Origin of the sequence: uncultured Campylobacter sp. (assembly GCF_937997405.1) — a bacterium.
Taxonomy (GTDB): Bacteria; Campylobacterota; Campylobacteria; order Campylobacterales; family Campylobacteraceae; genus Campylobacter_B.
The window spans coordinates 1-21,022 of record NZ_CALKTL010000182.1 but is presented as its reverse complement, the minus strand read 5'-3'; the positions used below and the strand labels follow the sequence as shown (position 1 = coordinate 21,022).

At 49.1% G+C, this 21,022-nt stretch carries 18 protein-coding genes and 3 pseudogenes; 14 read left to right on the top strand and 7 right to left on the bottom strand.

The window, feature by feature from the left end:
• Positions 1–49 precede the first annotated feature (49 nt).
• The 7 genes and pseudogenes from Q0372_RS09645 to Q0372_RS09615 all read left to right on the top strand — a co-directional run bounded on the left by Q0372_RS09645 (position 50) and on the right by Q0372_RS09615 (position 4,601).
• Positions 50–289 (top strand): hypothetical protein, encoded by a 240-nt coding sequence (locus Q0372_RS09645; protein WP_297882805.1) that lies wholly within the window; start codon positions 50–52, stop codon positions 287–289.
• Positions 290–1,633 (top strand): annotated as a pseudogene (locus tag Q0372_RS09640) (tannase/feruloyl esterase family alpha/beta hydrolase).
• Positions 1,634–1,654: 21 nt separating this feature from the next.
• Positions 1,655–2,134: a hypothetical protein gene (locus Q0372_RS09635; RefSeq protein ID WP_297882804.1), complete on the top strand. Its 480-nt coding sequence runs from the start codon at positions 1,655–1,657 to the stop codon at positions 2,132–2,134.
• A 268-nt stretch (positions 2,135–2,402) separates the two neighbouring features.
• On the top strand, positions 2,403–2,885 hold the full coding sequence (locus Q0372_RS09630; RefSeq protein WP_298105337.1) for a flavin reductase family protein: 483 nt from the start codon (positions 2,403–2,405) through the stop codon (positions 2,883–2,885).
• Positions 2,886–2,995: 110 nt separating this feature from the next.
• A complete protein-coding gene (locus tag Q0372_RS09625; RefSeq protein ID WP_298105334.1) occupies positions 2,996–3,526 on the top strand; it encodes an SDR family NAD(P)-dependent oxidoreductase in 531 nt (176 codons plus the stop codon).
• 45 nt (positions 3,527–3,571) lie between these two features.
• On the top strand, positions 3,572–3,754 hold the full coding sequence (locus tag Q0372_RS09620; protein ID WP_297944734.1) for a hypothetical protein: 183 nt from the start codon (positions 3,572–3,574) through the stop codon (positions 3,752–3,754).
• A 262-nt stretch (positions 3,755–4,016) separates the two neighbouring features.
• On the top strand, positions 4,017–4,601 hold the full coding sequence (locus Q0372_RS09615; RefSeq protein ID WP_298105331.1) for an oxidoreductase: 585 nt from the start codon (positions 4,017–4,019) through the stop codon (positions 4,599–4,601).
• A 23-nt stretch (positions 4,602–4,624) separates the two neighbouring features.
• On the opposite strand, the gene Q0372_RS09610 is transcribed toward Q0372_RS09615, so the two are convergent.
• Positions 4,625–4,834, bottom strand: a complete 210-nt coding sequence (locus Q0372_RS09610) for a 4-oxalocrotonate tautomerase family protein (RefSeq protein WP_297882796.1) — start codon at positions 4,832–4,834, stop codon at positions 4,625–4,627.
• Between the two features lie 188 nt (positions 4,835–5,022).
• On the opposite strand from Q0372_RS09610, the pseudogene Q0372_RS09605 reads away from it, so the two are divergent.
• The 3 genes and pseudogenes from Q0372_RS09605 to Q0372_RS09595 all read left to right on the top strand — a co-directional run bounded on the left by Q0372_RS09605 (position 5,023) and on the right by Q0372_RS09595 (position 8,690).
• Positions 5,023–6,803 (top strand): annotated as a pseudogene (locus Q0372_RS09605) (aryl-sulfate sulfotransferase).
• Positions 6,804–6,932: 129 nt separating this feature from the next.
• Positions 6,933–7,787: an aldo/keto reductase gene (locus Q0372_RS09600; RefSeq protein WP_298105326.1), complete on the top strand. Its 855-nt coding sequence runs from the start codon at positions 6,933–6,935 to the stop codon at positions 7,785–7,787.
• Between the two features lie 252 nt (positions 7,788–8,039).
• Entirely contained in the window at positions 8,040–8,690 is a 651-nt protein-coding gene (locus tag Q0372_RS09595; RefSeq protein ID WP_298105323.1) for a thiol:disulfide interchange protein DsbA/DsbL, read from the top strand.
• Between the two features lie 460 nt (positions 8,691–9,150).
• Here the strand turns inward: Q0372_RS09595 and Q0372_RS09590 are convergent, their stop codons facing one another.
• From Q0372_RS09590 to Q0372_RS09575, 4 genes are read right to left on the bottom strand one after another with little or no spacing between them, the layout of a single operon-like run.
• On the bottom strand, positions 9,151–9,831 hold the full coding sequence (locus Q0372_RS09590; RefSeq protein WP_298105320.1) for a response regulator: 681 nt from the start codon (positions 9,829–9,831) through the stop codon (positions 9,151–9,153).
• Position 9,832: 1 nt separating this feature from the next.
• Positions 9,833–11,482 (bottom strand): sensor histidine kinase, encoded by a 1,650-nt coding sequence (locus tag Q0372_RS09585; protein ID WP_298105318.1) that lies wholly within the window; start codon positions 11,480–11,482, stop codon positions 9,833–9,835.
• 39 nt (positions 11,483–11,521) lie between these two features.
• Positions 11,522–12,145, bottom strand: a complete 624-nt coding sequence (gene dsbI, locus Q0372_RS09580) for a protein-disulfide oxidoreductase DsbI (RefSeq protein ID WP_298105315.1) — start codon at positions 12,143–12,145, stop codon at positions 11,522–11,524.
• A 9-nt stretch (positions 12,146–12,154) separates the two neighbouring features.
• Positions 12,155–12,811 carry a thiol:disulfide interchange protein DsbA/DsbL gene (locus Q0372_RS09575; protein ID WP_298105312.1) on the bottom strand — a complete coding sequence of 219 codons (657 nt, stop codon included), beginning with the start codon at positions 12,809–12,811 and terminating at the stop codon, positions 12,155–12,157.
• Between the two features lie 234 nt (positions 12,812–13,045).
• On the opposite strand from Q0372_RS09575, the gene Q0372_RS09570 reads away from it, so the two are divergent.
• Together Q0372_RS09570 and Q0372_RS10430 are read left to right on the top strand one after the other, a co-directional pair.
• Positions 13,046–14,893 (top strand): aryl-sulfate sulfotransferase, encoded by a 1,848-nt coding sequence (locus tag Q0372_RS09570; protein WP_298105309.1) that lies wholly within the window; start codon positions 13,046–13,048, stop codon positions 14,891–14,893.
• A gap of 582 nt (positions 14,894–15,475) precedes the next feature.
• Positions 15,476–15,556: pseudogene (locus tag Q0372_RS10430) on the top strand (DUF2695 domain-containing protein); the annotation flags it as partial.
• A gap of 540 nt (positions 15,557–16,096) precedes the next feature.
• On the opposite strand, the gene menA reads toward Q0372_RS10430, so the two are convergent.
• Entirely contained in the window at positions 16,097–16,999 is a 903-nt protein-coding gene (menA, locus tag Q0372_RS09565) for a 1,4-dihydroxy-2-naphthoate octaprenyltransferase (RefSeq protein ID WP_298105306.1), read from the bottom strand.
• Positions 17,000–17,176: 177 nt separating this feature from the next.
• On the opposite strand from menA, the gene Q0372_RS09560 reads away from it, so the two are divergent.
• A complete protein-coding gene (locus Q0372_RS09560; RefSeq protein ID WP_298105303.1) occupies positions 17,177–18,007 on the top strand; it encodes a pyridoxamine kinase in 831 nt (276 codons plus the stop codon).
• Between the two features lie 858 nt (positions 18,008–18,865).
• Here Q0372_RS09560 and hcp read toward each other — a convergent pair.
• The gene (gene hcp / locus Q0372_RS09555; RefSeq protein WP_298105299.1) at positions 18,866–20,194 is read right to left on the bottom strand and encodes a hydroxylamine reductase; all 1,329 of its coding nucleotides are present in this window, start codon (positions 20,192–20,194) and stop codon (positions 18,866–18,868) included.
• Positions 20,195–20,476: 282 nt separating this feature from the next.
• Between hcp and Q0372_RS09550 the strand changes: the two genes are divergently transcribed.
• On the top strand, positions 20,477–21,022 hold a 546-nt coding region (locus tag Q0372_RS09550), incomplete at its 3' end, for a metallophosphoesterase (protein ID WP_298105296.1).

Genomic DNA, 21,022 nt, shown 5'->3' with positions numbered 1-21,022 from the left:
AAATTTTTATGTTAGAATTACGATTAATAAAATTTTAAAAGGAGTGGCAATGAAATATAAAATTTTAGTTGCGGCCTTTACGGCTACTTTGGGTTTACAGGGAGCGCTTGCGAGCGATTTTGACGAGCGGGCTTGCGCGGCGCTAAAGGGCACGAAAATTTACGATACAAAGATCAGTGAAGCGATCTGGAATCAAAGCGGCGAAATCGGCGCCGATAGGATGTCTGCGCTAACCGGCGGAGCCAAAAAGACGCTAAAAGCCGCACCGCACTGCATAATTCACGGCTAGATAGCCTCGCGCACGGGCTCGGACAGCAAGCATTACGGCATAAAATTTGAGCTGCGCTTGCCAGGCGACTGGAACGGCAAGCTTCTATTTCAGGGCGGAGGCGGTTTGGACGGCTTTGTAGCACCGGCTCTTGGCGCCATATCTATCCGCACTAGCACCGCAACGCCCGCGCTTATGAGGGGCTATGCAGTCGTCACGACTGATTCGGGACATCCTACGCCTACGCCCGAGTTCGGACTTGAGCAACAGGCGCGGCTAGACTATGCCTATCAGGCGATCGGCAAGGTCGCGAGCGTCTCAAAGCAGCTGGTTTTTGCAGCGTATAAAAAAGCGCCCGCACACAGCTACTTTATGGGCTGCTCAAACGGCGGACGCTCGGCTCTGATGGCGGCGCAGAGGTATCCGCTGGAATTTGACGGCGTAATCGCGGCAAATCCGGGTTTTAGGCTTTCGCGCGCGGCGATCGCGGAGCAGTGGGATAACCGGCAGCTTATAAAGATCGCTCCTAAAAACGCCGCGGGGGATAAAATTTTTGCAAACGCCCTTACGCAGGAGGATTTGGATAAGCTAAGCAAGGCGGTTTTGGATAAATGCGATGCGCTAGATAGGCTAAAAGACGGAATCATCGGCGCTTGGGAGCGTTGCAAGTTCGATCCCAGCGGACTTGATCTAGCTAAAGAAAAAATTTCTGCGATAAAAGCGATATTTGAGGGCGCAAAAAACAGCAAGGGCGAGCAAATTTACAGCGGCTGGTTTTATGATGCCGGAGTAAATCAGCCCGGCTGGCGCATGTGGAAGCTTGGCGACTCGCAAACGGCAGAGCCAAATGCTAGAAATATCGTGCTCTAGAAGGGTTCGATGAATTATTATTTCTTGACGCCGCCGCAACCGGAGTTTGATCTGATGAAATTTGATTTCGATAAGGACGTAGAGTGAACATTCGAAACCGCGGCGATAAACGATGCGATTTCGACCAAGCTAGATAGCTTCCGCGCTAACGGCGGTAAACTCATCATCGTAACGGGCGTTTCCGATCCCGTGTTTTCGGCGATGGATCAGCGCGATTGGTTCAAAAAGCTAGTGGAAACCAACGCGAACGCGGATGAATTTGCGCGATTTTTTGCATTGCCTGGGATGAATCACTGCGGCGGCGGTAACGGCATCGATGATGTCGATCCGCTAAGTGCGCTTGAGGCGTGGCGCGAGCAGGGAACGGCTCCATCTAGCCTGCTAGGCAAAAGCACGAGCCGTGCCGGTAAGCAGATCAAGGTCTGCGCGTATCCAAAAGTGGCTATCTACGTGGGCGGCGACGAAAATAGCGCGAGTAGCTTTGAGTGCAGATAAAATTTATTTAAAGGAGTAAAGATGAGAGGTAAAATTTTAATTGCGGCCTTTGCGGTGGCGCTTTTGTGCGGCTGTGCGGCGCACGACGCAAAGCTAGGCAAGGAGGCAAGCGCAATGGATAATAGGGGCGAAAGCGCGGCTGCGGACTGCGGCGCTAGTGAGGGCGTCTGCAAAGTGCCCGCCGTGCAGGGACCGATAATAGGCGGCGGCACGGATGAGCACGGCTGCTTGGTCGCCGCGGGCCAGAGCTTTTCAAAGATCAAGAATGGCTGCGTGCAGGTTTTTGATGTCGCGGATGTGAGGCTGGACGACCCTGATAACGCTACGCTTGCGATCTACGGGATATTTTCCGCGGATAAAAGCAGGGTAGAAATTTTTTGGTCGAGCCTGCCTGAGAGCGTGATCTTGCGCGCAAAGGGAGGCGGTTATGTCTCGAAGGACGGAAAAATTTCGCTGCTAAAAATAAAAAGCGGCAAGGGCTATAAGATCCACAGAAAATAGCTGGTGAAATTTTAAGCCCGCTAAATTTCGCGCGCCGTGAAAGAATTTAATCCAAGCACGCCAAGGCTTGGGCCTGCTCAGTAGGCTAAGACATAAATTTAGGGCATTAATACCGAGCCGATTCGGTTGTTCGCGGTATCTGCCGTCTATAAAAATTTAATCAAAGGAGCAAAAATGGCGATCATAAAAGTAGATCTACAAAAATCATATCCCAAACCCAGGCGCGACCACGCTCGTATCGGCCAAATACGATGGCGACGTCAACGCGATGGCGATAACGTGGGCACAGGCGCTTGACTACGACAAGGTTACCATCGTGTCGCATAACGGCTCGTACACGCGGACGCTCATCGAAAAGAGCGGGTATTTCGCCGTGCAGATCCCCACGGCCGCGCAGGCGGAGCTGGTTAGCGAGCTTGGCGCCGAAAACAACTCGCGCTTTGATAACGCGGACAAGATGAAAAACGTAGAAATTTTTTATAAAGATGACTCCCGCGTGCCGCTGATCGCGGGCTGCGCCGCATGGCTCGTTTGCAAGCGCATCCCCGAGCCTCACAATGAGCAGAGTTATGATCTTTTCATCGGCGAGGTCATCGCGGCGTATGCGGACGAGCGGATCTTTGACGGCGGACACTGGCTGTTTGAAAAGATCCCTGACGAGCTAAAGACGCTTCACTACGTCACCGGCGGTCGGTACTATCTGGACGGCAAAGCGGTAGATACCAAGCGCACACCCATAAGCGGCGAGTAAACCGCCTCGCAAAATGCCGGCAAATTTGTAAATTTAAAACGAGCGCACGCGTAAATGCGCGGCGAGCTTCGGTAAAATTTCAAACTAAAGAATCTAAAAAAGGATAAAAAATGAAAAAATATATCGTCATCACCGGCGCAAGTTCTGGTATCGGAGCAGCCGCGGCAAAGGCATTTGCGAGGCGCGGAGAAAATTTGATCCTAATCGCGCGCAGAGCGGAGCTTCTGCAAAGCTTAAAGGACGAGATCGCTAAAATTTCGCCCGAACCAGACGTAGTCGTTAAAATTTGCGACCTTGCGAATAGCGAGAATGTCCTAGTGCTTTGGGACGAGCTAAAAAGCTACGAACTAAAGGCGCTCATAAACAATGCGGGCTTCGGGGATTGCGGTGCGGTCGGCGAGCGCGATCTCGCCAAAATCTCGCAGATGCTACGTCTCAACGTCATTTCGCTCACGCTGCTAAGCCATCTCTTCGTGCGCGACTACAAGCGTAAGCCCGCCCAGCTCATCAATGTCTCCTCCGTGGGCGGCTACAGCATCGTACCAAACGTCGTTACCTACTGCGCGAGCAAGTTTTTCGTAAGTGCCTTTACGGAGGGCTTGCACCGAGAGCTGGCGCAGGATAAAGAGGCCAAAATGTAGGCTAAAGTTCTAGCGCCCGCCGCGACTAGGACGGAGTTCGGTCCCATGGCGACGGATGACGCGGGCTACGACTACGACGCGGCCTTTAAACGCTATCACTCAAGCGAGGAGATGGCGGAATTTCTGCTCGCGCTTTATGATAGCGATGCTTGCGTGGGCGCGGTGGATCGAAACAGCTTCGAGTTTAGCCTGCAAGCTGCGCGATTTAACTACGCGGGAGAACGCTAATTTTTACGCTTTTAGCGCGTCGCGATGAAATGGCAGCTTCTAGACTGCGTATAGTCTTATAAAATTTAAGCTGATTTGATGTACATTTCGCGCCGAACGTGGCTTTGAAATTTAACGCGTGAGCTATGGATTTTACTTGCGATGCGAGCTCAAGCGCGCAATTTTCGGGCCCTATTTGCAAACTAGACGAAATTTTTGGCACGGTAAAAGTAAAATTTAACCACACAACGCGTTAAAATTTAAAGAAATTCAAGGAGCGAAAATGGGTAAATCCGCCTTGGTGCTGGGCGCTACGGGCGTCGTGGGCAGGGAACTGGTACGCGAGCTTTGCGAGAGCTCGGGTTACGATGAGGTAGAAGTATGGACGCGCCGCGAGATAGGCTTTTGCCACCCTAAGCTTCACGCGCGGATCATTGATTTTGAGGGTATCTCAGATATCGCACCGCATAAATTTGACGAGATTTTTTTGCGCGCTTGGCACGACGATGAAGCAGGCGGGTTAGCGCGAGGCGTTTTTGCGCGTGGATGTGGACTATGTCTATGCAGCGGCGAAGTGGGCAAAGCACCGGGCGTGCGGCGCTTCGTGCTCGTATCAGTTCCGGGTGCGAACGAGGGCTCGCTAAGCTTTTATCTGCGCGCTAAAGGACGTATTGAGCGGCGCGTGAGCGAGCTCGGCTTTGACAGCCTTCAGATCGTCCGTCCGCCAATAATCTTGGGCGAGAGACCTGATGCTCGCCTGCTAGAGCGGCTTGCGGCGGCGGTTTTTAAACTGCTGCCCGCCTGCGCGTTCGGTAAATTTAGACCGCTTAGCGGCGCACATATTGCCCGCTGCGAGCGTGATTTTTAGCTCAAAATCCTATAAAAATTCGCTCATTTTTTCTCTTTATTTTGTTTGATCTCCTCAAGACTTAGACCGCTTTTACCGATGCTGTCCATACTGAGCGTTTCGATCATCACGAGTATTGCGGCTGGGTCTTTGCCTAATACGCGCGCTAACGTGTCCGTAATCTCGGCGATGATTTGCTTTTTTTGCTCTTTTGTAGGCTCTGGAGCGGCTACTTTTATATTTACGAATGGCATTTTCTCTCCTTAAATTTGATAAAGCAGGGCTAATTATATCAAATTTTAGACTGTTACCCGTTTCGCTTGCGTTCTAAAATTTAAGTAAATATATTAGAATTTAACTTTAAATTTGATTTAAAGCTAGTATGATTATTATGTGATTCGGTAGTAGTAAAATTTGATAAATTTACCCAAAAGGAGCGAATATGCGTAAGAATTTTTTCGGTTCTATCGTTTTGGCTGCGGCCTTGGCGGGCGGCGCGTTTATAGCGGTGCCGCAGACTGCGAGTGCGGGCGTTTTGGCGCATCAGGTAAAAACCCAAGGCGAGCTTGGCTCGGTGTTTATCAACCCATACGACGTGGCACCTCTAACCGCCGTTATTGATAGGGCGGGCAAGGACATCAAGGATATCCGTGTGCGGGTACTTGGTAAACCTAACGGCGGCATCGATATCGCCTATAACGTCTCCGAGCATGCGCTGCTGACGCACGACGGCGTGCCGATCTGGGGGCTCTATCCGGACTATCTAAACGAGGTTGAGGTAAGCTACGTTTTTAACGGCGAAAAGAAGGTCGAAAAGTATAAAATTTACGCTCAGCCGATCGTGACGTATAGCCGCGATTATAGATTTAGCCACATGCAAAAGATGAAAAGATGAAGGTTAAAAAGGTCGATCCCGCGTTTAAAAACAGGCTCTATCTCATCAACAACACCATCACGAGCGTCTATAAACCGCTTGATTGGAAAAACGGGGGTGCCGCTAGCTGGAACGACTTTACGGAAAATTTCGTCGTCGATACGCAGGGCGAGGTCAGATGGTATCTGGACTATCAGAAATTTTACGACCGCAGCGAGCGTAGGGTGATGGACGGCGGCATGATGATGGGCTTTCATCAGCTGCCAAACGGCGATCTTAGCTGGGGTATGGCGCAGCGATATATGCGCTACGATATGATGGGCAAGGAGGTGTATAACCGCGAGCTACCGCGCGGCTACATCGACCTTAGCCACGAGGTGATGCCGCTTAAGGGCGATCACTTACTGCTTCGCGTCGGTAAATACAACTACCACCACGCAGACGGCAGGCTCTCGCACACGATCAGAGATCACATCATCGAAGTGGACGGCAGCGGCAAGGTCGTGGACGAGTGGGATCTGAATGAAATTTTCGGCAAAAACGTCTACCGCAGCAACCTCATCAAGGCTCTTGACGCTCGCGCCGTGTGCCTAAATATCGATATGGACGCCAAAGAGATCAAAATCAGCGACGATCTGCCTTTCGGCGACGTGACATCGACCGGCACGGGACGCAACTGGGCGCACGTAAACTCGATCTCATATGACCCTAGCGACGATGGCATCATCCTCTCGCTTCGCCACCAAGGCATCGTTAAGATCGGCAGAGACAAAAAGGTAAAATGGATCCTCGCATCGCCTGAGGGCTGGAGCGCGGACTTTAAAGAAAAAGTGTTAGTGCCTGTGGATAAAAATGGCAACAAAATCAAATGCGAAAACTCAAGGTGCGAGGGCGATTTCGACTGGTCGTGGACGCAGCACACCGCGTGGCTCACTCCGCGCTACGACAACAAGGGCTCCGTAAAGCACATCAGCGTATTTGACAACGGCGACGGCCGTGGCATGGAGCAGCCTGCGTTAAAAGAGCAAAAATACTCTCGCGCGGTCGAGTATAAGATCGACGAGCAAAAGGGCACGGTAGAACAGACGTGGGAGTTTGGCAAGGAGCGCGGATTTGACTTCTATAGCGCGGTTACGAGCGTCGTGGAGTGGCAAAAGGATAAAAGCACGTACTTCATCTCAAGCTCTAACGTCTATCTGCTAAAGCCCGATAAGACGATCAAAATGGTACTTGTGGAGATCGATCCGAAGACAAATGACGTCAAATTTGAGATGGACGTGGAGTCGGCGTCTAGAGACGACGTAGCATACCGTGCGATGGTTATCGATCCGAATATCTTTGATTATTAAAATTTCGCGATAGGTTGGAATTTAGCTTTTAAATTCCACCTGTCGCTTTGGTGCGGATAGAATTTTGCAAATCAAGCGCGAAATTTTAAATTTTTATGTAAGATGAATTTTTTTAGCAAAGGAGCAAAAATGCAGTATTTAACCTTAAACGACGGCAACAAGATGCCGATTTTAGGATTTGGAGTATTTCAGGTAGATCCGAAAGAGACGCAAAGATGCGTTGAGGATGCGATCTCGGTCGGCTACCGCAGCATTGATACGGCAAAGGCGTATTTTAATGAAGAAAGCGTGGGTGCAGCAATTAAGACGGCTCTTGCAGGCGGGCTAAAGCGCGAGGAGTTGTTTATCACTACTAAGCTTTGGATTAACGATTCAGGCGAGGAACAAGCGCTAAAGGCCTTTGATGCGTCAATGAAAAAGCTAGGGCTTGACTACCTCGACCTTTATCTCATTCATCAGCCATATGGCGATATTTACGGCTCGTGGCGAGCGATGAAGCGCCTAAAAGAGCAGGGGCGCATTCGCTCTATCGGCGTTAGCAACTTCTACGCCGATCGGATCGTCGATCTGTGCGAAAACAGCGGCGTCATCCCTGCGGTAAATCAGCTTGAGTGCCATCCGTTTTATCAGCGTGAAGCGTTAAAGCGCGTGCTTGATGGCTACGGCATAACATTTGAGTCGTGGGCTAGCTTTGCCGAGGGTAAAAACGATATATTTAAAAACGCCGTGCTAAGCGGTATCGGTGAAAAATACGGCAAAAGCTCAGCTCAGGTTATTTTGCGCTGGTTAATTCAGCGCGGCATCATCGTCATTCCAAAGAGTGTAAAAATAGAGCGAATGAAGCAAAATTTCGATGTTTTTGATTTTGCGCTTGCGCCTGATGATATGGCTGCCATTGCTGCGCTTGATACCGATAAGACGCTATTTTTCGATCACACAGATCCCGAGCGCGTAAAATGGATAATACATGCCTTTGATAAGTAAAATTTATTGAATTAAAGCGATTGCATGCTTTAAAATTAAGCTGCGAGTGTGCAATCCTTGCTATTAAATTTGAGCTTGAGCGAGATCAGAGATAGAGCTTGTAGCGATAAATTAGCCTGCTTGCTCAAGCGGTGTTGATGGTGTAGCCTGCTATTTTATATATTTTCTGTGGGAAGCCCTGCTTTATTCGTTTTAATCTCAAATTTACCCTTTATTTTATACAATCTTTAAAATTTACCGCAAAGGAATTTTATGAAAATCGCTAAATTTTTAAGAATTTTAGCCGCCGTTTGCTTGCTTGGCGTAGGCGCAAACGCGCTAGAGGAGGGCGTTAATTATCAGGTGCTGCAAAAGCCGTTAAACGTGCCGAAAAACAGCGTCGTCAAAATTTTTAACTACGAGTGCCCGCACTGCTATGCGTTTGATAGGACGGTCACGCCGCAGCTGATGAAAAAGCTCGAAGGGGCGGAGTTTTTGCCGTGGCACCTAAAAACCAAGGGCGTGTTCGGACAGACCGCAAGCGGTATATTCGCAGCCCTCATCGTGCTTGATGAAAAGGACGATGTGAGCCCGCTAAGCGACGAGTCGAAATTTAAAAAGGCGAAATTCGCGATTTACAAAGCGATCCACGACAAAAAGGACGATTTTGGCGGCGGCAGTGATAAACAAAGGTTCATCAAAACCGCGCTGGATGCCGCGGGCGTGAGCATGAGCGAATATGAAGCGGCGCTGGCTAGCAAAAAGGCGCAGGCTCTGCTCGCGCAGTGGGACGCGGGCTACGAAGTCGCGGTGATTTCAGGCGTGCCGGCATTTGTCGTCAGCGGTAAGTATCTCTTAAACACGGCTTCGTTCGGCTCCGTCGATGAAATGGCCGCTGCGGTAAAAGAGCTGCTGGCGAAATAGGTTTCGCCGCGCCAAAGCAAGCTTTGTTTTACGCGCTGCATTAAATTTTAGCCGCAGCGGCAGGCTTCTAGTAAATTTTATCGCTAAGCCCTGCGGCACGATAGCGACTAAATTTTATGTTTTAAAGGAGTGGATCTCGGCGAGTAAAATTTGAGCTAAAATTTAAAAATTTGACTTTAAATTTGAACATAAAAAATTAAGGTGAAGTATTTTTACGTCAGACGAGGCAGCGGCGAACGAGGCGAGGGAGCGGGTTCGGTCGTCCGTGACCGATTTGACATTTTCAAGATACATATTTCGGCGATTCAAATTTGAGTATAAAAAATGAAGGCGAAGTATTTTGAGATGGATTTGAATGTTGTGCAGAAATTTTAAGTCAAGGCTAGACAAGTAGTCTGCCGCAGACTTAAAATTTCAAACTCATTCAAAGACGCTCAAAAGACAAGCCGCCAAATTTAGACTATTCGCCGCTTAGCAGTATATATCCACTCTCGCTAATGTTTTTAAATTTAACCCCCAGCTCCCGCTTCAGCCTCAGCACGACGTTTTGTATCGCGCCCTTACTCGTTTGCTCGCCCTCATAGACGAACTCCTCGATCATCTCGTAGCTCACGAGTTTGTTTAGATTGTACGCAAAGAGCCAAAAGAGCTTGTTTTGTAAAAATGATAGATAAATTTCCTCGCCGTTTTTGTAGATCTTTTCTTTGGCGAGATTTATGCTCGTTTGCGGGCCCAGGCGCACGAGCTTTTCGTCCTTTTCGTAGGTTAGAGCCACGAGCAGACGGCAAAGCGCGGCGATATCGACGGGCTTTTTTAGAAACGATGCCGCGCCGTGCTCGATGCTTTTGATGAGGTTGTCGTCGGTGTCGTAGGAGGTAAAGACGATAAATTTTTGCGCGGGTTTGACGCGCATCATCTCCTTCATCATCTCAAAGCCGTTCATCGCGGGCATGTGGATATCGGTGATGACGACGGCGGGGGCTAGCTTTTTAAATCGCTCCAGCCCCTCTAGCCCGTCTGCCGCGCCCCAGACGCTTAGGCAGTAGGGCTTTAGCCCGCCTATTAGCAGCTCCCTTGCGATCTCGTCGTCCTCGACGATGAGGACGCTCAGGTCTTTAAGTAGCTTTAAATGCTCTTGCATCTCACTCCTTTAAATTTATCTCAAAGCCGAGCTCAAACGTCGTCGGATCGCCCGCGCTTAGTAGTTTGATATCGCCTGCGAGCTTTTCGTTTGCGAGCTTTTTGCCAAAATACAGCCCGATGCCGCTTCCTTGCTTTTTGGTAGTTTTTGGCTGGGTTAAAATTTTATCCCGAAGCTCCTTACTCACGCCGCTGCCGTAGTCCGTGACGGCTATCTTGCACGTGCCGTTTTCAAATTTGACGTCCAAAAAAACTTGCCGCTTGGCGATCTCGTCTTTATATCGCTCCACGACCGCGTCTTTTGCGTTGTGAATGAGGATGAGTAAAATTTGCTGTACGATGCCCATCCGCTGCGTGGCCTCTTCGTCTTTAAACTCGCGCAAGCTTACCGAGACATTTGCTTTGCTAAGCTCGGTGTGCATGAGCTTTAGTAGGTCTTTTATACAGCGCTGCACGCTAAATTTTTGCGGGCTGTCGCTCGTTTTGTAAAAATTTCTAAAAATCTCGATCGTGTCGCTTAAAAGCACGGTCGCGGCCTGTCCTTTTTGCAGCATACTCTCTAGCGTCGCGGCATCTAGCTTGCCGTCTTTTTGCAGCATGAGCAGGCTTGATATCATCAAATTTAGCGAATTAACCGGCTTAATAAACTGATTATTTATGCCTCTGATTAGCTCGCCCGCCTCGCTCATACGGGCTTTATGCTTGAGCAGGGCCTCGTAGTCGTCTTGCAGGTTTTTGATTTTTGAATACATAAAGTTGTGGAGAAAATTTGCCACCAGCGCCAGCGCCGCGAACGCAAAAAGCAAGATGAGGGCGTTTTTTAGCACGGAGTTAAGCAGCGCGGCGAGCTCCTTTTCGTTATCGGTGCCTGCGCCGATGAACCAGTTTAGCGTGGGGATCTCGGCGACGGAGATGAAATTTGAGCCGATATTTAGGCTCGTGATATCCTCGTCACGTAGGAAAATCTCTTTAAATTTATCCTCGATCTGCTTTTTTAGCGCCGCGTCCTTCATCGGGGTTAAAATTTCGCCGCCGTGCGTGACGATAAAGGCGTAGGAATCGGGCGCGAGCTTAAATTTTTCCATATTTTTTAGTATGTTTTGCAGCTTCACCACGCCGCAAAACACCCCCGCAAACGAGCCGCCGTCCAGCACGGGCACGCATAAATTTAACGTCGGTTCGCCCAAAATTTTATGGCGCTGCATAAAATTTACCGTGGGCGCGAGCGTGCTTTTGGTCTCCTCAAACCATACAAGTCCTGTGCGCAGGCTCTTTGGCATAGCTTCATCGTCGCCCAGCTCCTTGCCGTCTACGAAAATTTCTCCGTCCTGGTGCAAAAACTGCAAAGCGTCAAATTCTGCTGAGTTTTCTTTGAAAAGTCGTATGAAGTCGCTCAGCTTTTCGCCGTCTTGCGAGATGCCCGCGTTTTGCATAAATTTAGCCGCGCGCACCAGCGAGTGCAGTCGCTCATCCAGCCAAAACGAGAAATTTCCGACCATATTTTCGCTAGCGGCGATCTTGTTTTTATCCGCGAGCGCCGTGATCTGCGCCTTGGCGTCCTCGTAGTTTTTCACGCCCAAAAGCACCACGAAAAGGCTTGCGAAAATGATGATGAAGTAAATTTTAAAATTATGCTCGCGTAAGGCTCTCATGCGGCGAGTATAGCAAAATCGGTCTAAATTTAGACCGATTTAAGCTTTTTTGAGGGTTAAAATTTTGCAAATAAACATCGCGGCAAGCACGACGAAGCAGACTCCAAAGCCGATCAGCGTGCAGTCGGCCATCGACATAAATTTGCTTGATGGGATCAGGTACCAGCCGTCCCCATAAAGATCCACTAGATATTTCTGAAAGCCGCTTAGCGTGACGCCGTCCGGAACCAGCGGACTGTCGTAGCCGCAGTCGCCCGTAGGCAAGAACCAATCGGGCGCCCACCGCTCAAGCGGCAAACCAAACGGATAGTGCGGCTCGGTCGAGCAGCCCTGCACGCCGAACGGATCGTCTCCGTGCACGGCGTCGTGGATCTTGGCGAGCTTTACGCTATACATTATGCCCTGGATCGCGCCCCAAAAGGCTAGCAGGTAGCCTGCCGCGGCGAGGAGCAAATTTTTAGGATTTATGATCGCGACCAGGCCTCCTAGCGCCATGCACAAAAAGGCAAAGCGGATATAGACGCACTGCTCGCAAGGCGGCATATAGACGTAGTTTTGAAACAGCGAGTGCGCGAGGATCACGAGCCCCACGCTCACTGCTACGAGGATCGCCCACGGCAGACGGCTGTCTGCGAATTTTGCTATTTTTTCCGCAAATTTCATGCCCGCGCCCTATTTTTTGAGCAGCTCTTCAATTAGCTGCGCCATGCCGTCGATTGAGCTGATGGACTTCGTCATGATGAGGTATTTACCGTTTACGACAAAGGCCGGCACGCCTTGGATTTTCGCTACGTCGTAGCTCTCGTCCCATTTTTTAAGCAGTTCGGCGACCTTTGGGTCCTCTAGCTTTTTTTGATAGTCCGCTTCGCTAATGCCCGCCGCATCAAGCCCCGTCTTTAAAAACGCAGCCTCGTCCTTACCATCGCTCCAGCGCTGCTTTTGATCGTGATAGGCTTTGTAGTAGGCAAATTTAGCCTTTTTAAACAGCGAGTTTTCATCTAGCAGGCTCACGCCTTTTTCCTCGTCCATCACGGCTAAAACGGCAAAAATTTTACTCGCCGCCTCGCCGTATTCGCCCTTGGTTTTTAGATGAAACGGCACGTATTTTAGCCCCGCGACCTTTTCTACGACCTTTGGCGTGACGGTTTTATCGTATTTGTAGCAAAACGGGCATGCATAGCTAAAGACCTTAACTAGCGTGTTTTGCTCCACGGATAGTGGCTTTTCTAGCTTGACGTAGTCCTCGCCCTCGGTAAACGCGGCAGCGCTTATGGCGCCAAACATCGCTACGGCTAAAAAGCCTTTGCTAAATTTAGAAAATAGGTTCATGGAATGCTCCTTAAAATGATTTTGTTTGCGTTAATTTTATATTCTCTCGCCGCCGCAAAACTCACGCTAAGATAAATTTTAGATTAAATTTATAGAATTTCGACTAAATTTTGGCACAAAAGCCAAAATTTGAAATTATTTTTTACAATTAAGCAAGTTTTAATAAACGCGTGATTTCTACGTTAGCGAGGTTGATTAAAATTACGATATCAAACCAATTCAAAGGAGAATAAGATGAAGCGAACTCTTTCCTCATTTGCGCTAGCTGTGGCGCTTTTAGGCGGTCTAAGCACGGACGCGATGGCTATCGGCGGACCTAGCGGCGCACACATCGACTACGGCATCCCGGGCAAGATCGGCGAAGTAGTCGTAAACCCATACGACATCGCGCCTCTAACGGCGGTGATCAAAAACGGCGGCTACACGCTAGCAAACGCGAAAGTCACTATCGTACCAAAGCCGGGTGGTCAGGTTATCAGCTATAAAGTCGCCGATAAACACCTTCGCACGCACGGCGGAATCCCTGTTTTTGGACTTTACCCTGACTATCAAAACACCGTCGAGGTCGAGTACGATAAAATTTACAAGGGTCAAACCGAACGCGTAAAAGAAACCTATAAAATTTACGCTCCCGCGATCTACTTGGAGAGCTCTGGCATGCCGTCTCAAAAGGGCGCGCTGTTTGATAAAATCGAAGTCGTAAAGGCTCCGAGCGCCAAATTTGCAAACCGCCTTTACTACGTAAATAACTTCGTAAATAAAACCGGCAAAGGCACCAAAGTCGTGTGGAACAACCCTGCAGGCGGCGCGATCGAGTGGAACTATAGTCCGAACAACTTCATCCTAGATACCAAAGGCGAAGTGCGCTGGTATCTGGAGCCGAGTAAAATTTACGACCTTAAACAGCCTTTTTCCGCGGGCGTCATGATGGGCTTTAAACAAAACGACGACGGCGCGATGACGTGGGGATATGGCCAAAGATACGCTAAATACGACATAATGGGGCGCGAAATCTTTAACCGCGAGCTGCCTGCGGGCTACAACGACTTCTCGCACTCTATGGACGTAGCGCAAAACGGGCACTACTTCCTTCGCGCGGCAAACGCCAACTATAAGCGCGCCGACGGCAAAAACGTCCGCACCGTGCGCGACGTCATCGTCGAGGTCGATCGCGACGGCAACGTCGTGGATGATTTTAGATTATATGAAATTCTCGATCCGTATCGCGACATCGTGCTAAAAACTCTCGATCAGGGCGCGGTATGCTTAAACATCGACGCTAGCAAGGCGGGCCACACCGCGAGCGCGGACGAGCTAGCCGAGATGGATACGAACGAAAAATGGGGCGACATCGTAGGCTCGGGCCCTGGACGCAACTGGGCTCACGTAAATAGCGTGGACTACGACCCAAGCGACGATAGTATCATCATCTCCAGCCGCCACCAAGACGCCGTCATCAAGATCGGCCGCGACAAAAAAGTCAAATGGATAATGGGCGCGCATAAGGGCTGGAAGGATCAGTTTAAGGGCTACTTGCTCCAGCCGGTAGATAAAGACGGCAAAAAGATCGTCTGCGAGGACGAATACTCAAAATGCCCGGGATATGAGAGCGAGAAGGGTGGATTTGACTGGCAGTGGACGCAGCATACGGCATTTCGCATCGATAGCAAGTCCAAAAAGGGCGTAGTGTATCTCACCGTCTTTGACAACGGCGACACCCGCGGCATGGAGCAGCCTGCGATGGCGGGTATGAAATACTCCCGCGCGGTCGTCTATAAAATCGACGAAAAAGCTAAAACCGTCGAGCAGGTCTGGGAATACGGCAAACAGCGCGGCAGCGAGTGGTACAGCTCGGTTACTTCGCTAGCGCAGTATCAAGACGATCTTGATAGCGTGATGGTTTACTCGGCGGTTGCCGGCATGCAGTTTGACATCGCCAAGGGTCGTCCCGTCGGCGTGCCTAGCCCTCACATCAACGAGTTTGAGTGGGGCGCAAAAGAGCCGTCAATCGAAATCAAAATGACCAACGCGATGGGCTATCAGGCGTTTCCGTTTAGCCTAGAAAAGGCGTTTGAGAAGTAAAATTTAAAATTTTAAAATTTAGCGGCCGTATTTCGAGCGCGGCCGCTTTTGTTTTAGTTTATGGTCAAATTCTACACATCTACTCGATAGAATTTCATCCGAATTTGCTAAATTTTATCCCTCGGTACGGCAAAATTTAGCCGAAAACATAGCTCTTTATTCTAGATAAAATTTAATCATCGGATTTGCGATTTCGCGCTCTGCTTTTGCTATAATTTCAATCTTCTAAAAATTAATAAGCATTATTTCGGTATAGACGAGCTAGCGCATGGTTTGGATGAAATTTGCATGCCGCTTGAGGCAGAGGACGACGGGTATGAGGTTAATGCGCCCAAAGGATATCCATGCGGCAAGGCGGCGCAGCAAAGGAGAAATAGTGGAAAAATCCAGAAAAAAGGAACTCAAAAAGCTCACGGCGCAGCGGCAGTGAGATGCATTTGAAAAGAGCCTGTCTATGAATAGGGCGGAGTTTAAGGGGCTATTTGAGTTCTTGGGCTAGGGCTTGCACATCGTGGCTACGACGGCACGCATAGGCTCACGTTGGAGTTTTTGCGAGCTCGCCGCGCGTAGAATGAAGCGGCGGTTTTGGACTTTTGCGAGCAAAACGGCGGGTATTGCGATTGCGAAGTTCTAAACAACGTGCAAAATTGCTTCGAATTTTAAGGGGCTATGTACAGAAAGACATGGTTTTGTAAGCGTCGTTTCAAAGAGGCAGTGCGTAAAATTTAGTAAAATTTTAGCGGCGCGAGGGCTCAAAAGTAGGGCTAAAGCAACGTTTGCGGTGCGAACTGCCGCCGTGCAATAAGCACAAAGCCCACCGCGCCAAACACGCGGACCTTTTGTAGAATTAATGCTCTAGTTTTTAAATTTGACGCAGAAGGCGGGCAGCCTGTCGCCAAAACGGCAATTAAAGTGTGGTGTGACAGGGCTTGTATGGACTTAAGAGCGGTATGCTCGCTTAATTTGACGACACGAGACAGCGCGGAGATTTCGTAGTTTGCCCTCTTAAATTTTATCGTGGTACGCGCCAGGCGGGCAGATACGGTGCTATGCGTTCTCATTAAGCGAGTTTGCCGCGAAACTTTTCTATGCACAAATGGGTTTGTCGCAAGATATGAGAGCTTATGCCGAAGTGTTTTTGCGCGCAAGAGGGCTTTGCCGCCGCGCCGCATTTCGTAAATTTTATCCGTGCGGCGTTTAAATTTAGCTCAAAATCTCCCCGACGAAAAACAGCGCCGACATCGCAAATGTGCAGAGTGCGACTACCTTTAGCTGCCCGTCGAAGTCGCGGCATTCCCGCACTTTTAAGACGAAAAATAGGTGCCTAATAAGCGGCGCAAAGCTAGCTACGTAGAGTAGTTTTACGCCTGAATCTCCGCGCAAAAGCGAGTAGCAAAGCATCAGACCCGCTCCGCCCGCGATCAGCGCGTAGTGGTAGCGCTTGGCGGCGCGCAGCCCGATACGAACGGGGACCGTGCGCTTGCCCTTTAGCGCGTCGTTTTGGATGTCGCGCATGTTATTTAAATTTAGCACCGCCGTGCTTAGCAACCCGCACGCGCACGCAGGCAGCAGCAGCGCCGCATCGAGCGAACGCGCGTATAAAAAGTACGAGCCCAGCACGCTAAGTAGCCCAAAAAACAAAAACACGAAAACGTCGCCGAGCCCCAGGTATCCGTATGCGCCGGCTCCTACGGTGTAGCGGATCGCAGCAAATATCGACGCGCCGCCCAGCGCTAAAAATAGCAGCACGAGATAAAACCGCTCGCCAAACGCCAAAACGCTTAGCGCGAGGCTCGAAAGTGCCGAAAGCAGTGCCGTAGCGACGATGACGCGCTTCATCTGCTCGGCGCTCATCTGCCCGGTTTGGATCGCGCGACGCGGCCCAAGCCTGCCATCGTCGTCGGTGCCTTTCACCGCATCGCCGTAGTCGTTGGCGTAGTCGCTTAGCACCTGAAACAGCAGCGTCGTAAGCAGCGCCAGTGCGAAAATATCCGCTCTAAATACGCCCGCGCCGTATGCTGCGCCGCTGCCGAGCAGTACGCCCGAGACGCTAAGCGGCAGCGATCTAAGGCGAGCAGATGCGTAAAGGGCCTTTGCGGTTATCATTTTTTGCCTTTTGTCGTTAAATTTATACGCCGAATTTACGGCGGACCCGAGATAAAATTTAGCGGAAAAACGCCAAAAATAATATAAATTTAGACTATTCGTAGAGTAAATTTTATTTAAATTCGCCTTTTTAATATAAATAGCGGTAAAATAGAGCCAAAAATTTTAGGAATTGTGATGAAAAAAGTTCTTACCGTTCAAGATATATCCTGCGTGGGCAAGGTTTCGCTAACCGTCGCCTTGCCGATACTAAGCGCGATGGGGATGAGCACGAGCGTGATCCCTACGGCGGTTTTATCGATGCATACGGGCTTTTCGGGCTACACCTTTTGCGATCTAAGCTCTCAAATACGCGCGATCATGGCGCACTGGAAAGACCGCGGAGTGGTATTTGACGGCATCTACACGGGCTTTTTGGGCTCGGCGGCACAGATCGAGATTATGAGCGAGCTATTTGCGAGCTTCGGCGGCGCGGGTAAGACCATTTTGGTCGATCCTTGTATGGGCGATAACGGCGTATTTTATCCTGGCTTTAACGAGGATTTTGCCCGTATGATGGCGCTTCTGTGCGCTCAAGCCGACATCATCACGCCCAACATCACGGAGGCCTGCGCGATCACCGGCGTGCCGTACCGAGAGGGGGCAGATAGGGATTTTATCATGGATCTGCTTGCAAGGCTTCGAGAGCTGGGCGCTAGGCAGGTCATTTTAAAAGGTATCGGCTACATCGCCGATCAGTGTGGGGTTTTTAGCTACGATGCGCGCACGGGCAAGACGAACGAGTATTTTCACGAGCTGCTGCCGGTCAAATTTAACGGCACCGGCGATATTTTCGCAGCCGTAGCTTTCGGCGCAATAATGCGCGGCAAGTCGCTGGAAACTGCGGTTCGTATCGCTGCGGATTTCGTCGTCAGCACGATCAAAGAGACGATGAGCGACGAGGAGCGCAACGGATACGAAGGGGTCGATTTCGAAGCGATAATCCCCGAGCTGGTGAGGAAAATCTAAGTTCTAGACGGATTTGGAACTCGCCGCGCGGACAGCGGATTTGTGGTAGAGTTTTAAAATTTTACCGCAAAAGGAAATTCCTAAATTTTATCTGCGGCGTGAAATTTTAAAATTTCAAAATTTATGTGTCGTGTGGGGCATGGAATTTTAGAATTCATGCATTGCGCGGGCTTATAATTTTATCTCCTGCATAGAATTTTAAAATTTGCACCGAAGTAAAGATGCAAAATTTATCACTAGCGCTGAATTCTAAACGCAAGGCTACAGCGAATTTATCTGTTTGCGAGTTTGAGCTGCATTTTGAAGTTTTGCACAAAATCTGCTTAAAATTTTATTTCCACAAGCCGTGCGCCATGCGCTTATAAAATAATCTCAAAATTTAGATTAAAATCCGTATTTAAATCCCGATTAAAAATCCTGTGAAAATACTATATTTATTTAAAATTTTAACGGCACTAAATTTCAATATCTGATAGCGAACAATGAGATGATACGGAAAATTTTATGAGATACCAAGCATCAAGACGGCTACACTATAGCGGTTACTATAAGCGGCAGCGATACGGATAAGATAAATACTTACACAGAAAAAGAAGGATTGTAATAGCAAAGACGATTGGAATTTGAATGTGTAAAAAAAGCACTTAATTAAATTTTGCGAAGCATTTAGTGAGATTATGAAATTTTAAAATTTAAATTAAGAAGGACGGCATAGTCGTGAAATTTAAATATGAGCGTCGGCGCAAAATAGCCGTGGAGTGGATCGGCTAGCTCCGCTAAAAGCGCTATATAAAGGGTAAATTTAAAATTGAAGCTTTGCCGAATTTTAAATTTACCCGATTTGCCTCTCTATGAAATTTATTCGCCCAGGAAGTATTTCAGATCCGCCTGCGCGTCGCCGCTGATTAGGCGAAGGCCGAAATTTTGAACCAAAAAGCCCAAAATTTCGTCGTTGAAAAACTCAGGCACCGTAGGGCCCACGTTGATATTCTTAACGCCCAAGCTAAACAGCGCAAGCAGGATGATGACCGCCTTTTGCTCCATCCACATCAGCACGATCGAGACCGGCAGATCGTTTACCGCGATGCCCGTAGCCTCGCTTAGCGCCAAGGCGATCTTGACCGCGCCGTTGCTGTCGTTGCACTGGCCTAGATCGATATAGCGCGGAAGCTCGGTGCCGGGCACGGTTCCGAAATCCACGTCGTTGAAGCGGAATTTGCCGCAGCTGGAGGTCAAAATCACGCAGTCCTTCGGTAGGCTGAGCGCTAGCTCGCGGTAATACTCGCGTCCCTTGCCGGGTGCGTCGCAGCCTGCGATGACGAAAAAGCGGCGGATTTTGCCAGATTTGATCGCGTCTAAAATTTGCGGCGCGAGGCTCAAAATCGTCTTGTAGTGTCCGCCCGTCACCAAGCTCTCGTCGCTGTCCATACTCACGTCGCCGCATGCAAGCGCGCACTCGATGAGCGGCGTAAAATCGTCGTTTTGGATATGTTTGATCCCATCTGTGCCCGCGATAGAGTAGCCAAACAGCCTATCTGCGTAGCTACAGGACGAGCGAAGCGGCACGATGCAGTTCGTGGTCATCAAAATCGCGCCTTTAAATTCGTTAAAAAGCTTAGTCTGATCGAACCACGCCTTGCCGACGTTGCCCTTTAGGTGCGGATACTTGCGAAGCTGCGGATAGCCGTGCGCAGGAAGCATCTCGGAGTGAGTGTAGATATTGATACCCTTGCCTTCGGTCGCCTTTAGCAGCGCCTCAAGAGCATGCAGGTTGTGTCCGCTAACCAAAATCGCCTTGCCCTCGACCTTGTTTTGGCTTACCTTAACCGGGGTTGGTACGCCGAATTTTGCGGTATGCGCCTCGCTTAAAATATCCATCATCTGCACGCCCGCGCTTCCGACGGCCATCAGCTGCGCGATATGCTCGTCAAAGTTAAAATTTGAGTTCGTCAGCGTAAAATACAGCGTGTCCGCCATAACGGTATCGACCGCGCTAGTATCGGCGCCGAGCTCGTGCGCGTGGTGGCGGTAGGCGCTAAGGCCTTTAAGTCCGAAAACCATAGTGTCCTGAAGTAACGCCAGCGTCGAGGTTTTGCCGCAGGTGCCTTTGTCTTGGCCCTTTGCGCCGCAGCCCTCGGGTACGCTCATTTGGCACTGATGACAGAACATCTCTAGATTGTCGCTCATAGAAAATCCTTTGTAAAAAATTTAGTTGGTAATTTTAAGATTTTATTTAGGCAAAAAAATTGATTATAATCAATAAATGGCTAAATTTTATCAAATTTATTTACAAAATGAGAATTTTAAATTTTATAAATTGCTTCAATTTCACTTATAACGGGAATATGGCTACTTAAATTTAGATATAATGCGCAGAATTTCAAAAAACGGATAAGTAATGAAAGAGAAGTTAAAATCGTTAGCGAGCAAGGTTTCTAAATTATATAAAAGCGGTAGTCCAAAAACGTTATGAAAATTCTGCATGCGAGTGATCTACATTTCGATAAGGCTAAATTTGATCGAATTTTAAGCTTAGAATTTGACATTTGTTGCATAAGCGGCGATCTGATAGACACAAACCAAAAAGATATCATAGGACAAAAAGCGTGGGTGAAGCGGTGGTTAGAAAATTTTAAAAAGCCTATCTTTGTATGTAGCGGAAATCATGACGTGAGTGAGTCTGGCGACGTTTCTTGGATACGAGCGTCTAATATTTATGCGGATGGCGATATTAAGACGCTTGAGGGTATTAAATTTGGCTGCGCCCCTTATCTCTGCGCGGATATTTTGGATTTTGCAGAGTGCGACGTGCTACTTACGCATATTCCGCCTGCACATACGCAAACGTCCATAGAGCGCGGCAGAGATTTTGGTGATAAAGAGCTTTTTCGAGTGCTAAAGCACGGACTTTTAAAAGCAAAAATAATCCTTTGCGGACACGTGCATAATCCGCTTTTAAATATTGATAAAATCGGCGATTGCACGATTTATAATTCAAGTCTGAAGCTTAATATT